Source organism: Pseudomonas sp. GM24, from assembly GCF_000282235.1.
In the GTDB taxonomy this organism is placed as follows: Bacteria; Pseudomonadota; Gammaproteobacteria; order Pseudomonadales; family Pseudomonadaceae; genus Aquipseudomonas.
Map to the genome: position 1 here is coordinate 1 of NZ_AKJR01000107.1, position 13,682 is coordinate 13,682.

The 13,682-nt window shown below is 61.0% G+C and carries 10 protein-coding genes and 1 tRNA gene; 7 read left to right on the plus strand and 4 right to left on the minus strand.

The window, feature by feature from the left end; genetic code table 11:
• Window positions 1-25: 25 nt before the first annotated feature.
• The 4 genes from PMI23_RS14200 to PMI23_RS14215 all read right to left on the minus strand — a co-directional run bounded on the left by PMI23_RS14200 (window position 26) and on the right by PMI23_RS14215 (window position 4,234).
• Window positions 26-322: a hypothetical protein gene (locus tag PMI23_RS14200; protein WP_007914865.1), complete on the minus strand. Its 297-nt coding sequence runs from the start codon at window positions 320-322 to the stop codon at window positions 26-28.
• A 187-nt stretch (window positions 323-509) separates the two neighbouring features.
• Entirely contained in the window at window positions 510-1,853 is a 1,344-nt protein-coding gene (locus PMI23_RS14205) for a cation:proton antiporter (protein WP_007914863.1), read from the minus strand.
• A gap of 160 nt (window positions 1,854-2,013) precedes the next feature.
• Entirely contained in the window at window positions 2,014-2,871 is an 858-nt protein-coding gene (locus PMI23_RS14210) for a glucose 1-dehydrogenase (protein ID WP_007914862.1), read from the minus strand.
• A 208-nt stretch (window positions 2,872-3,079) separates the two neighbouring features.
• The gene (locus PMI23_RS14215; RefSeq protein WP_007914861.1) at window positions 3,080-4,234 is read right to left on the minus strand and encodes a MalY/PatB family protein; all 1,155 of its coding nucleotides are present in this window, start codon (window positions 4,232-4,234) and stop codon (window positions 3,080-3,082) included.
• A gap of 334 nt (window positions 4,235-4,568) precedes the next feature.
• Between PMI23_RS14215 and fdnG the strand changes: the two genes are divergently transcribed.
• The 7 genes from fdnG (at window position 4,569) to PMI23_RS14255 (ending at window position 13,640) form a co-directional block, all read left to right on the plus strand.
• Window positions 4,569-7,634, plus strand: coding sequence for a formate dehydrogenase-N subunit alpha (fdnG, locus tag PMI23_RS14225; protein ID WP_157279741.1), 3,066 nt, complete (start codon window positions 4,569-4,571; stop codon window positions 7,632-7,634).
• Between the two features lie 14 nt (window positions 7,635-7,648).
• On the plus strand, window positions 7,649-8,584 hold the full coding sequence (gene fdxH / locus PMI23_RS14230) for a formate dehydrogenase subunit beta (protein WP_007914856.1): 936 nt from the start codon (window positions 7,649-7,651) through the stop codon (window positions 8,582-8,584).
• Window positions 8,581-9,246, plus strand: coding sequence for a formate dehydrogenase subunit gamma (locus PMI23_RS14235; protein WP_007914853.1), 666 nt, complete (start codon window positions 8,581-8,583; stop codon window positions 9,244-9,246). The genes fdxH and PMI23_RS14235 overlap by 4 nt, the downstream gene beginning before the upstream one ends.
• 3 nt (window positions 9,247-9,249) lie before the next feature.
• Window positions 9,250-10,176, plus strand: coding sequence for a formate dehydrogenase accessory protein FdhE (gene fdhE, locus PMI23_RS14240; protein ID WP_007914848.1), 927 nt, complete (start codon window positions 9,250-9,252; stop codon window positions 10,174-10,176).
• 45 nt (window positions 10,177-10,221) lie between these two features.
• On the plus strand, window positions 10,222-11,625 hold the full coding sequence (selA, locus tag PMI23_RS14245; RefSeq protein ID WP_162130181.1) for an L-seryl-tRNA(Sec) selenium transferase: 1,404 nt from the start codon (window positions 10,222-10,224) through the stop codon (window positions 11,623-11,625).
• Window positions 11,622-13,538, plus strand: coding sequence for a selenocysteine-specific translation elongation factor (gene selB, locus PMI23_RS14250; protein ID WP_007914846.1), 1,917 nt, complete (start codon window positions 11,622-11,624; stop codon window positions 13,536-13,538). Before selA ends, selB begins: the two co-directional genes overlap by 4 nt.
• A 6-nt stretch (window positions 13,539-13,544) precedes the next feature.
• Window positions 13,545-13,640 (plus strand) — tRNA-Sec (locus tag PMI23_RS14255).
• Window positions 13,641-13,682: the final 42 nt, after the last annotated feature.

The window sequence follows — 13,682 nt, forward strand, 5'->3', positions numbered from 1 at the left end:
GGCTAGGGTGAGGGGCTTTTCTGCCTCACTCCACAGTTTCAAGCTCTCGACGCAGCGCCATTGAGTTTTGCGAGGACATCGGGATCGGTGGGAAGTCCTCGTTCAGGACGCACAAATGGTCGATGGCGTCTTCAAACATCGAGTCGGCTTTCTTGCGCAGTGCGCGGTAGCGCTCAAACTGCTCAATGTCCAGATCGGCCACGTCAAGCAGCGCATTGGCCGCTCGATTGAGGGTGTGGGCGTTATCGAACAATTGACGATTGCGTTCCAGAGCCAGTGCTCTGCAAGCCTTGATTTGCGCAGGAGTCGAGCATTCTTTCATGACCGTGACCTTTTTCTTCAAGGATTCCGTTTCATAGGCGTAGCGCCGCAGGGGAACCGAACCTGCCGGGCCTCGCCGGACGTATCCGGCGAGGGGTTATGCTTGTGACTGCCGGTGATTAAGCAGGGATCCATTTTTTTACAGAAAAATGTTCGATCAATTAGTCGATAAAACTCGGGATTAAAAATCAGGATTTTTGTTTCTTGTGCTGCTCATAGCGAGCCAGGATCGGTTGTGTGCTGATGCCGTGCAGCAAAATGCTCAGTGCCACCACCGACAAGGTCAGGTCGGTACACAAGGTGGCGACGCTATCGGTCAGCCCGTGATTCAAGCCGTAAAACAGATAGAACAGGCTACCGATCCCGCGAATGCCGAACCAACCAATCAACAGCCGTTGGCGTCCCTCCAGCAATGCGCCCCAAGGCATCAACGCAACGCAGGCCGGGCGGATCAGGCAGAACAGCACGCCGCCCACCAGTAACGCCCGCCAATCCCAATGCGCCACCAGCACCACGCCGAGCAGAGTTACCAGAAACACTTCCATGGCGCGCTCGACCAGACCGCCGAATGACAGCATGTCGCCCATCATGATGCCGGCGGCGACCTGGTCACTCTCCAGCCGTTCCGTGTCGCCGTGCACCGCGTGCTGCGGCTCGACGTTCTGGTGGCCGACCACTGGTTGCACCAGATGCTCGGCGGGTGGCTGCCCTGCGCCGGTGGATTTCACTTCGACCTGACGCAGGCCCAGTCCGGCAGCAAACACCGACAGAAAGCCATAGCCGCCAATCGCCTCGGCGACGACATAGGCCAAGGCGATCAGTGACAACGCCAGATAGTCATTCGGACTGAGCGTGCTGTCGTCATTGCGGATACGTAGCGAAAGCGTCACCCGACCGATACCGCGGCCCATCCAGTAACCGGTGAGCAATCCTGCGGGCACCGCCCACAATAAATTGCGCAGAACCCAGCCCTGCCACTCGGCGGCAGAGCCGTCACCGTGGATCAACAACAAACCGAGAATCACAAACGGAAAGGCCACCCCGTCATTCAGCCCGGCCTCACCCGACAGGCCGAAACGCACGCTGTCGACATCCCGCGCATCGTTGACCTGAACCAGCGCCGCCAGCACCGGATCGGTCGGTGCCAGAATCGCGCCGATCAACAGCGACGGCCCCCAGGGCAAGCTCAACGCAAAGTGCAGCAGCAGACAAACCCCGGCAATGGTCAGCACCATCACTGGCCCGGCGAGGCCAAAGGCGATTCGCCAACGTTTGTCACGCAGCGGCAGGCGCAGCTTCAGGCCGCAGACGAACAGGGAGAAGAGCACCGCGACTTCCGTCAGGTGCTCCATCCACAGCGAGGCATTTTCCAAGGACAGTTTCAACAGATCGAGGCCACTGGGGCCGATGCCGATCCCCAGCAGCAGACAAACCGCCGAGGTGGTGACCGGCATCCAGCGCAGGTACGACGACGTCAGTGCCAGGGTCAACAGCACGGCGCCAAGCACCGCCACCCACACGATAAAACTCATGATCTGCCGCCCTCAGTGATTAATGACGGCCGCCCGCAGAGACCCTTTAGCTTCTGACGCCGCCCCTGTAGGAGCTGCCGCAGGCTGCGATCCTTTGACCTTGTTTTTAACATCCTAATCAAAAGATCGCAGCCTTCGGCAGCTCCTACAGTGCGTTTACTCACAGCATCGGTTTACCACCGGTCACGCCATAGCGCTGGCCGGTGATGTAACTGGCTTCGTCCGAGGCCAGCAGCACGTAGATCGGCGCCACTTCAACCGGTTGCCCGGGGCGGCCGAGCGGGGTGTTGCCGCCGAAGTTCTGCACTTCTTCATCGGGCATGGTCGAGACAATCAACGGCGTCCAGATCGGCCCCGGTGCCACGCAGTTCACGCGAATCTCTTTCGGCCCGAGCATCTGCGCCAGACCGCCGGTGAAGTTGGCAATCGCGCCTTTGGTGGTGGCGTAGGCGAGCAGGGTGGGTTTGGGCATGTCCGAGTTGATCGAACTGGTGTTGATGATCGACGCGCCGGCACGCATATGTTTGATCGCGGCCTGACACAAGCGGAAGATTGCGGTGATGTTGACGTCGAAGGTCATCACCCATTCCTCGTCGGGGATTTCTTCGAAGGTTTCGTGGGTCATCTGGAACGCAGCGTTGTTGACCAGCACATCGATGCGGCCGAAGCGTTCAACGGTCTTGTCGACCAAGGCCTGGCAATGGGCTTTTTGCGCGATGTCGCCCGGCAACAGCAGGCATTGGCGCCCGGCCTGTTCGACCCAGCGCGCGGTTTCTTTGGCGTCTTCATGTTCATTCAAGTAGGCGACGGCAACATCGGCGCCTTCACGGGCGAAGGCGATTGCCACGGCGCGGCCGATGCCGCTGTCGGCGCCGGTGATCAGGGCGATCTTGCCGGCCAGCCGCCCGGAGCCGACGTAGCTTTGCTCGCCGCAGTCGGGGTAGGGCTGCATTTTGCCTTGCGCGCCGGGCACGGCTTGGGCTTGTGCGGGGAAGGGTGGTTTTGGATGGTCGGTCATCGCGGGTCTCCGAGGTCTCAGGGCAGGTATGGGTGGTTGACCCGGTGCCTTTGCCGTGAGTTCGATCGGATTTACGCAGGTCTTCAGACTGAATAAAGAACCTGTGGGAGCTGGCTTGCCAGCGATAGCAATGTATCAGTCGACATTAATGTTGAATGTCAGACCGCTATCGCTGGCAAGCCAGCTCCCACAGGGTTTAGTGGTGTTTTCAGGTGTTGCGCTGAGTCAGGGCACGCTCCATGCGGGCGATGCCTTCTTCCAGCAGCGAGCGCGGGCAGCCAAAGTTCAGGCGTACGAACTGCTGGTGTTGATCGCCGAAGTCCAGACCCGGGCTCAGCCCGACTTTGGCCTGTTCAAGGAAGAACTGCTGCGGGTTGTCCAGGTCCAGCGCCGAGCAATCCAGCCAGGCCAGATAGGTGCCCTGCGGCACATTGATGGTCACGCCAGGCAAGCGGCTGCGCACCGCTTCAACCAGCCAGTCGCGATTGGCTTGCAGGTAGGTTTTCAGCTCGGCCAGCCACGGTCCACCTTCGCTGTAAGCCACGCGCGTGGCTTCCATGCCCAGCGGATTGACGCTGTCGACCATGCCGCAACGGGCGTGGTTGACGCGTTCGCGCAGGGCGGTGTTCTGGATGATCATGAACGAGGTCTTCAGGCCGGCAATGTTGTACGCCTTGCTCGCCGACATCAGGGTGATGGTGCGCTCGGCGATCTCCGTGCTCAGCGACGCGGTCGGAATGTGCACGCGACCGTCGAAGCACAGTTCGGCGTGGATTTCGTCGGAGATGATCCAGGCGTCCTGCGCCGCGCAGATATCCGCCACCGCTTGCAGTTCCTCACGGCCAAACACCTTGCCGATCGGGTTGTGCGGGTTGCTCAGCAGCAGCGCGCCGCCACCGTTCAGCGATTCACGCAACACGTCCAGCGGCGTCAGGTAAGTGCCGTCAGCCTGCGCGACGAACTCCAGCTCGACCTTGTTCAACCCCCAATGCCCCGGCGCGTGGCGCAGCGGCGGGTAGTTTGGCACTTGCACCACAACGTTCTGCTGCGGCTGCACCAGCGCCTTCAAAGCCATGTTGAAGCCCGACTCGACTCCCGGCAGGAAGATCAGCTCTTGCGGTTTGACCTTCCAGGCGAACTTGGCCCAGAGGTCGGCGACGATGGCTTCACGCAAGTTGTCCTGCGCCACGCTGTAACCCACCAGCGGGTGCAGCAAACGTTGCTGCAATGCCTCGATCACCACCGGTGGCGCGGCGAAATCCATATCAGCGACCCACATCGGCAACACATCGGCCGAATAGCGGCTCCACTTGGTGCTGCCGGTGTTGTGGCGGTCGAATACCTGATCAAAATCGAAAGTCATGCGCGGTCTCGTGAAGGCGGGATTGGTCCTGCGGGCATGATAAACCCATGTCCCTTTGGAAACACACTCAAACCCTGTGGGAGCTGGCTTGCCAGCGATAGCGGTGGGTCAGTCACCATCATTGTTGGAGGAGCCGACGTCATCGCTGGCAAGCCAGCTCCCACAGGGTTTGCGGTTGTTAGCAGGAGTGCCGACAAACGGCCGACGGTCGGTTTTCACACAGATCGTGTGGTCATTGTCTACAGTGAAAAGGTCGGCAGACGTTTGCCGCAACCGTGATTGTCCAGATAAAACCCGGCAGCAGTACCGGGTTCCACCTGATCAGGAGTGCACGATGGATCTCAGCCGTCGTCAGTTCTTCAAGGTCGCCGGTATCGGCCTTGCAGGCTCGAGCCTGGGCGCGTTGGGCATGGCCCCGACGCCAGCCTTCGCCGAGCAGGTGCGCCACTTCAAGCTTGCCCACACCCATGAAACCCGCAACACCTGCCCGTATTGCTCGGTCGGTTGCGGGTTGATCATGTACAGCCAGGGCGATACCGCGAAGAACGTAGCGCAAAGCATCATTCACATTGAGGGCGACGCCGACCACCCGGTCAACCGCGGCACCCTCTGCCCGAAAGGCGCAGGCCTGCTCGACTTCATTCACAGCCCCGGCCGTTTGCTCTACCCGCAAACCCGCAAACCGGGCAGCAGCGAATGGACGCGAATCAGTTGGGACGAAGCGCTCGACCGCATCGTCGACCTGATGAAAGCCGACCGCGACGCCAACTTCATCGAAAAAAATGCCAACGGGCAAACGGTGAATCGCTGGCTGAGCACCGGGTTCCTCGCCGCGTCGGCGGCGTCCAACGAAGCCGGTTACATCACCCAGAAGGTGATTCGCAGTCTCGGCATGCTGGGGTTCGATAACCAGGCGCGTGTCTGACACGGCCCGACGGTGGCAAGTCTTGCCCCGACGTACGGCCGTGGTGCCATGACCAATACCTGGACCGATATCGCCAACGCGAATCTGATCCTGGTGATGGGCGGCAACGCCGCAGAAGCGCATCCGTGCGGCTTCAAATGGGTAACCGAGGCCAAGGCGCACAACGCTGCGCGGCTGATCGTGGTTGATCCGCGTTTTACCCGGACCGCTTCGGTGGCCGACTATTACGCGCCGATCCGCACCGGCACCGACATCGCCTTCATGGGCGGGCTGATCAATTACCTGCTGACCGAGGACAAGATTCAGCACGAATACGTGCGCAACTACACCGACGTGTCGTTCATCGTCAAAGCAGGTTATGGCTTCGAAGACGGCATCTTCAGCGGGTACGACGTGGCCAAACGCAGCTACACCGACAAGTCCGGCTGGGGTTACGAACTGGGCGAGGACGGTTTCGTCAGAGTCGACCCGACCCTGCAGGATCCGCGTTGCGTCTATCAATTGATGAAGCAGCATTACAGCCGCTACAACATCGACCTCGCCAGCCAGATCTGCGGCATGCCGGTCGACTCCATGCAGAAAATCTGGGAAGAGATCGCCACCTGCTCGATCCCGGGCAAGACCATGACGATTCTCTACGCCCTCGGCTGGACGCAGCACTCGATCGGCGCGCAGATCATCCGCAGCGCGGCAATGGTGCAACTGCTGCTGGGCAATGTCGGCATGCCAGGCGGTGGCGTCAATGCCTTGCGCGGTCACTCGAACATTCAGGGACTGACCGACCTTGGCTTACTCTCCAACGCACTGCCGGGCTACCTGACCCTGGGCAGCGACATGGAGCAGGATTACGCCCAGTTCATCCACAAACGCACGCAGGTTCCGCTTAGACCCGGACAGCTTTCCTACTGGCAGAACTACAGCAAGTTCCACGTCAGCCTGATGAAGTCGTGGTACGGCGCCAACGCCACCGTCGAGAACAATTGGTGCTACGACCATTTGCCGAAACTCGACATCCCCAACTACGACGTCCTGAAGATGTTCGACCTGATGAGCCAGGGCAAGGTCAACGGCTACTTCTGCCAAGGCTTCAATCCGATCGCGGCACTACCGGACAAGAACCGCGTGATGGGCGCACTGGCCAAGCTGAAATGGTTGGTGGTGATGGACCCGCTGGCTACCGAAACTTCGGAGTTCTGGCACAACGTCGGGCCTTACAACGACGTGAAAAGCGCCGAGATCCAGACCGAAGTCATTCGCCTGCCGACCACTTGTTTTGCCGAAGAGGACGGCTCGCTGGTCAACAGCAGTCGCTGGCTGCAATGGCACTGGAAAGGTGCCGATGGCCCGGGCGAGGCGCAGACCGACATCCGCATCATGAGCGAATTGTTCCTGCGCCTGCGCAAGCGTTATCAGGCCGAGGGCGGCAAATTCCCCGATCCGCTGCTGAAACTGACGTGGCCGTACAAGATCCCCGACGAGCCTTCGCCGGAAGAGTTGGCCAAGGAAATCAACGGCAGCGCCGTGGCCGATTTCACCGATGCCACCGGCGTTGCGGTCAAGGCCGGCTCGCAACTGGCCGGATTCGGCTTGCTCAAAGATGACGGCAGCACCGCGTCTGGCTGCTGGATCTTCGCCGGCAGTTGGACCGAGGCCGGCAACCAGATGGCCCGCCGCGACAACGCCGATCCGTTCGGCATGCATCAGCATTTGGGCTGGGCATGGGCCTGGCCGGCCAACCGGCGGATTCTCTATAACCGCGCTTCGGCAGATGTCGCCGGTAAACCGTGGGACCCGAAAAAACGCCTGGTGTGGTGGAACGGCAAAGCCTGGGGCGGCACCGACGTGCCGGACTATAAGGCCGACGTACCACCGGAAGCCGGAATGAACCCGTTCATCATGAACCCCGAAGGCGTGGCGCGATTCTTCGCCGTCGACAAGATGAACGAAGGACCATTCCCCGAGCACTACGAGCCGTTCGAAACGCCGATCGGCATCAACCCGCTGCACCCGCAAAACAAGAAAGCCACCAGCAACCCGGCGGCGCGGATCTTCGATTCGGTCTGGGAAACCCTCGGCGAGGCCAAGGACTTCCCGTACGCCGGCACCAGCTACCGGTTGACCGAGCATTTCCACTTCTGGAGCAAGCACTGCAAGTTGAACGCAATTGCTCAACCGGAGCAGTTCGTCGAAATCGGCGAAGTGCTGGCGAAAGAGAAGGGCATTGCTGCCGGTGATCGCGTACGCGTCAGTTGCAAGCGCGGCTTTATCGAAGCGGTGGCAGTGGTGACGAAAAGGATCCGGCCGTTGCAGGTCAACGGCCAGGTCGTGCATCAGATCGGCATCCCGCTGCACTGGGGGTTCACCGGTTTGACGCGTCACGGTTATCTGACCAACACCTTGGTGCCGTTCCTCGGCGATGGCAACACACAGACCCCGGAATCCAAGTCATTCCTGGTCAACGTGGAGAAGCTCTAATGGAGAATCTTTAAATGGCCAGCCAAGACATCATTGCCCGCTCGGCCACTACCACCGTGCCGCCATCGGTGAGGAATCAGGAGGCGGTGGCCAAGCTGATCGACACCACCAAATGCATCGGCTGCAAGGCCTGTCAGGTCGCCTGCTCGGAATGGAACGAGCTGCGCGACGAGGTCGGCCACAACCACGGCACCTACGACAACCCGCAGGATCTGAGCGCCGAAACCTGGACGTTGATGCGCTTCACCGAGCATGAAACCGACGCCGGCAACCTCGAGTGGCTGATCCGCAAGGATGGCTGCATGCACTGCGCCGAGCCCGGTTGTCTGGCGGCGTGCCCGAGCCCCGGCGCGATCATCAAACACGCTAACGGCATCGTCGATTTCGATCAGGATCACTGCATCGGTTGCGGTTATTGCATCACCGGTTGCCCGTTCAACATTCCGCGCATTTCGCAAAAGGATCACAAAGCCTACAAGTGCACCTTGTGTTCCGATCGCGTGGCGGTAGGGCTGGAACCGGCCTGCGTGAAAACCTGCCCGACCGGGGCCATTGTGTTCGGCACCAAGGAAGACATGAAGGAACACGCTGCCGAACGCATCGTCGACCTGAAAAGCCGTGGCTTCGAGAATGCCGGTCTGTATGACCCGGCAGGCGTTGGCGGCACACATGTGATGTACGTGTTGCACCACGCTGACACACCAACGATCTACGCCAATCTGCCGCAGGATCCGGCGATCAGCCCGTTGGTGGGCCTGTGGAAAGGCATCAGCAAACCCTTGGGCCTGTTGGCCATGGGCGCCGCGGTGCTGGCCGGGTTCTTCCATTACGTGCGCATCGGCCCGAATCGGGTGGTAGAGGATGAACACCCGACACCACCCGACACCTCGGTGCACGTTGTCGATCCGGCAGTGCACACCTTCGATCCACGCGGGGAGGACCGGCCATGAGCAACAAGACGATCCTGCGTTACACCGCCAACCAGCGCACCAATCACTGGCTGGTGGCAATCCTGTTTTTCATGGCCGGGCTGTCCGGGCTGGCGTTGTTTCATCCGTCGTTGTTCTGGCTCAGCAACCTGTTCGGCGGCGGGCCGTGGACGCGGATTCTGCATCCGTACATGGGCATCGCCATGTTCGTGTTTTTCCTCGGTCTGGTGCTGAGTTTCTGGCGTGCCAACTTCTTCATCAGCAACGACGGCAAGTGGATGCGCCGCATCGATCGGGTGCTGGTTAACGACGAAGAAAGCGTGCCGCCGGTGGGCAAATACAACGCCGGGCAGAAGCTGCTGTTCTGGACTTTACTGCTGTGCATGCTCGGTTTGCTGTTTACCGGGCTGGTGATCTGGCGCGCCTGGTTCAGTGCGTATTTCGGCATCACCGTGATTCGCTGGGCAATGCTCCTGCATGCGCTGGCCGGGTTCATTCTGGTGCTGAGCATCATCATTCACATCTACGCCGGGCTGTGGATCAAGGGTTCGGTGGACGCAATGATGCACGGCTGGGTCAGCCGCGCCTGGGCCAGGAAACACCATGAACTCTGGTATCGCGACATCACCCGCGACGAACGCCAACCGGATGTGCCGGAACGACCGATCACCAAAAAGGGCTGACTCTTGCCAACCATTCTGGAACCTGGGGAAATCGAAGCGGCGGCGAGTTCGCCGCCGTTTCTGCATCTGCCGCCTTCGAACCTGTTTGCGCTGCGGGCTGATCGACTGGAACAACTGGCCGAGGGGCATGCGCTGGCTGAATACCTGCGACTGATTGCCGGATTGTGCCGGGTGCAGCAGCAGGTCTTCGACGATCCGCCGTTGACGGCGCCGTTCGATCAACAACGGATTGAAGCCTGTCAGCAGCATGGTTTGCCGCCGTTTGCCGCCGATACGTTGGTGCGCGAAGAGGGCTGGCAGGCTTACCTTGAAGCTTTGCTGCAGCGTTATGAACCTGCTGAGCAACCTGCCGTCATTGATGCGGTGACGACGTTGCGGGTCGCCAGTTCCGGCCAGTTACGCGCATGGGCCGTGGCGTTGGTCAGTGGTCAATATTCGATGGTACCGGCGCAACTGGTGCCGTTTCTCGGCGCAGCGCTGCAAGTGGCCTGGAGTCATTGGTTGCTCAGCGCGCTGGATTTGAAACTTAAACCCGGCGACAGCCTCAGCCAATGCCCGGCGTGCGGTTCACCGGCGATGGCCGGGGTCATTCGCCATCGCGGCAAGCACAATGGTTTGCGTTATCTGGTGTGTTCGCTGTGTGCCTGCGAATGGCATGTGGTGCGGGTCAAGTGCGTGTATTGCGAGTCGAGCAAAGGGCTTGATTATCTGAGCCTCGAGGACGATCGCCACGCTGCAAATCAGGCACCGTTAAGGGCGGAGGTCTGTCCGGGGTGTAACAGTTATCTGAAACTGGTGTATCTGGAAAACGATGCCGATGCCGAGGCGTTATCAGCAGATATCTCCAGTCTGCTGCTGGACATGCGCCTGGCGCAGGACGGTTATCAGCGGCTGGCACCGAATCTGTTGCTGGCACCGGGAGACGAATGAACTGAGCGTCTACACTCTGGCGCAGTGATCTGTCTCCAGGAGTGGCTGATGTCCCTGCGGTTACCTTCCATTGATGGTCTGTTGCGTCATCCTGCGTGTGGGCCTTTACTTGAGCGTCACGGCCGTGAGTCGCTGCTGGCAAGTTTGCGTCAGTTGCTCGATGAGCTACGTTCCGGCGTGTTGAACGGGCAATTGTCAGCCGTCGAAATCAGCCCCGAAGTGCTTGCCGGCCGCGTCGGTGAACGTCTGGCCCAGCAACAGCGCAGCAACGTACGCCGCGTTTTCAACCTCACCGGCACCGTCCTGCACACCAATCTGGGCCGCGCCTTGTTGCCGGACGAAGCCATCGACGCCGTGCAAATGGCCGCACGTTATCCGCTCAATCTGGAGTTCGATCTGGCCAGCGGCAAACGCGGTGATCGTGATGATCTGATTGAAAGCCTGATCCGCGAACTGACCGGCGCCGAAGCCGTTACCGTGGTCAACAACAATGCCGCCGCCGTGCTGCTGACGCTCAACAGTCTGGGCGCGCGCAAGGAAGGCATCATTTCCCGTGGCGAGCTGATCGAAATCGGCGGCGCCTTCCGCATTCCCGACATCATGGCCCGTGCCGGTGTGCGTCTGCACGAAGTCGGTACGACCAATCGCACCCATGCCCGCGACTACGAAGCGGCGATCAGCCCACGCAGCGGTTTGATCATGCGCGTGCATGCGAGCAACTACAGCATCGAAGGTTTTACCGCGCGGGTGCCGACTGCTGAACTGGCCGAGCTGGCCCATCGACACGGCTTGCCGTTGCTGGAAGACCTGGGCAGCGGCAGCCTGCTGGATCTGACCCGTTGGGGCTTACCGGCGGAACCGACAGTGCGTCAGGCGCTGCTGGATGGCGCGGATATCGTCACCTTCAGCGGCGACAAATTGCTCGGTGGCCCGCAGGCCGGGTTGATCGTCGGGCGTAAAGAGCTGATCGCGAAGATCAAGAAGAACCCGTTGAAACGCGCGCTGCGGGTGGACAAGTTGACTTTGGCGGCGCTGGAAGCGGTGCTCGGGTTGTATCGTGATCCCGATCGCCTCGCTGAACGTCTGCCGAGTTTGCGTCTGTTGACCCGCCCGCAGGCTGAGATCTTCGCCCAGGCTTTGCGCTTGCAGCCCTTGATGGCTGAACGGTTGGGTGAGATCTGGCAGGTCAGTGCAGTCGAGGCCTTGGGCATGATCGGCAGCGGCAGCCAACCGGTGGCGCGTCTGCCGAGTGCAGCGTTGTGTTGTCGCCCGCAAGTCCCCAAGCGCTTGCGCGGGCGTTGCCTGTTGAATCTGGAAGCGGCGCTGCGCGCGTTGGCGATCCCGGTGCTCGGGCGTATCGACGACGATGCTCTGTGGCTGGATCTGCGCCAACTCGACGATGAGCCGGCGTGGCTCGCGCAGTTGCCACAGTTGCAGGTCGATTCGTGATTATCGGCACGGCGGGGCACATCGACCACGGCAAGACCTCGCTGCTGCAAGTCCTGACCGGACAAACCGGCGATCGCCGCCCGCAGGAGCGCGAGCGGGGGATGACCATCGACCTTGGCTATCTCTATGCCGAACTCGCACCCGGCGCCGGCCTGACCGGGTTTATCGACGTCCCTGGCCACGAGAAATTCACCCACAACATGCTCGCCGGCGCGCAAGGCATCGACTTGGTGTTGCTGGTAGTTGCCGCCGATGACGGCGTGATGCCGCAGACCCGCGAGCATCTGGCGATTGTCGAATTGCTCGGCATCCCGCGCGCTTTGGTGGCGATCACCAAATGCGACCGCGCCGAAGCGGGCAGGGTGGAAGAGGTGCAGCGCCAGGTGCTGGACCTGCTGGCCCCGGGGCCGTTTGCCGAGGCGCCGATCCTGACAGTGTCGAGCCTGAGCGGACAGGGCGTTGAGGCCTTGCGCGAACTGTTGGTGCAGACACAAAACGAAGTACACGAACGCAGCCGTGAAGGTGGTTTTCGTTTGGCCATCGACCGCGCGTTCAGCGTTACCGGTGCCGGCATTGTGGTGACCGGCACGGCGTTGTCGGGCACGGTTGCCATCGGCGACAAGCTCATCCTCGGGCCTTCGGGGAAATCGGTGCGGGTGCGAGGTTTGCACGCCCAAAATCAACCCGCCGAACAGGCCTTTGCCGGCCAGCGAGTGGCGTTGAACCTCAGCGGCGAACGCCTTGAACTGGCGCAGATCCATCGCGGCCAGTGGTTACTCAGCGAGTGGCTGCACGCGCCGACGCAGCGGGTCGACATCGACTTTCAACTGTTACCCGGTGAACGCACCTTCGAACACTTCCACCCGGTGCACGTGCACCTCGGCACGCAGGATGTGATTGCACGGGTGGCGTTGCTCGAAGGCCCGCGCCTCAGTCCCGGCGAACACATGTTCGCGCAACTGCTGATCAATGCGCCGGTGCACGCGGTGAAAGGTGATCGGCTGATCCTGCGCGACCAGAGCGCACAACGCACCTTGGGCGGCGGCCAGGTCCTCGACCCGTTCGCCCCGGCGCGACAGCGTCGTAGCCCGGAACGTCTAGCGCAATTGCGCTCCTTGGTCTCGGGCGACGAGTTCGAACAGGTCCTGCCCGTGTTGCTCAACTACAGTGCGGGCGGTCTCGACCCGCTGAGGCTCGAACGTCAGTTCAATCGTCCGCGCTCAACGTGGGCGTTAGCGGAAAACGTACGCCTGATCGACACGCGCCAAGGCCAGCTGCTGTTTAACGTGCAGCGCTGGGCGCAGCTGAAGTTCACTCTGCTGGAACAACTCGCGCAGTTCCATGAACTGGAGCCCGACCAGATGGGCCCGGATCGCGATCGCCTGCGCCGCTTCAGCGGCTTGGCATTGGAGCGCTCGACGTTTGTCAGTTTGCTGGATGAATTGCTCACCGCCGGATCGATTCAGGCAAGCGGGCCGTGGCTGCATTTGCCGGATCATCAAGTGCGCTTGAATGCTGAGGACGAAAGCCTCTGGCTGCAACTGCAACCGCTGTTCGAACAGGCCGGTTTCGACCCGCCATGGGTGCGCGACATCGCGAAAATGCTCGGTCAGGACGACGCCGTCGTGCGCCTGCTGCTGCGCAAACTGGCGCGGCTCGGTCTGATGCATCAAGTGGTACGCGACCTGTTCTTGAGTGACGTGCAACTGCGCCAAATGGCCAACGTGTTGCTCCAACTGGCCAGGGAAAATCCGCAGATCCAGGTGACAACCTTCCGTGATGCGCTAGGCTTGGGTCGCAAACGCTGCATTCAGTATCTGGAATATTTCGACCGCGTCGGCCTGACCCGACGCATAGGCGAATCCCGCCAGATCCGCCCCGACAACGCGCTGGCCCACGCCAACGCACAATGAGTTCAAGGAAGGCAATCGCGCCCGGTGGCGCGGCCGGGCTTCAAACCCGGTTGGGGACGGCATCCGTTCCCGGGCAGGTTCGACTCCGGCTGCCTTCCGCCACTTTTTCCTCCAAACCTCCCCGATCCAGTGTGGGAGCGAGCC

What these genes read in the sequence shown, in the direction of transcription:
- PMI23_RS14235 (WP_007914853.1), top strand. Translation starts at nt 8,581, where the DNA reads ATGAGCAACAAGACGATCCTGCGTTACACCGCCAACCAGCGCACCAAT.
- PMI23_RS14200 (WP_007914865.1), bottom strand. Translation starts at nt 322, where the DNA reads ATGAAAGAATGCTCGACTCCTGCGCAAATCAAGGCTTGCAGAGCACTG.
- PMI23_RS14215 (WP_007914861.1), bottom strand. Translation starts at nt 4,234, where the DNA reads ATGACTTTCGATTTTGATCAGGTATTCGACCGCCACAACACCGGCAGC.
- PMI23_RS14210 (WP_007914862.1), bottom strand. Translation starts at nt 2,871, where the DNA reads ATGACCGACCATCCAAAACCACCCTTCCCCGCACAAGCCCAAGCCGTG.
- PMI23_RS14205 (WP_007914863.1), bottom strand. Translation starts at nt 1,853, where the DNA reads ATGAGTTTTATCGTGTGGGTGGCGGTGCTTGGCGCCGTGCTGTTGACC.
- fdxH (WP_007914856.1), top strand. Translation starts at nt 7,649, where the DNA reads ATGGCCAGCCAAGACATCATTGCCCGCTCGGCCACTACCACCGTGCCG.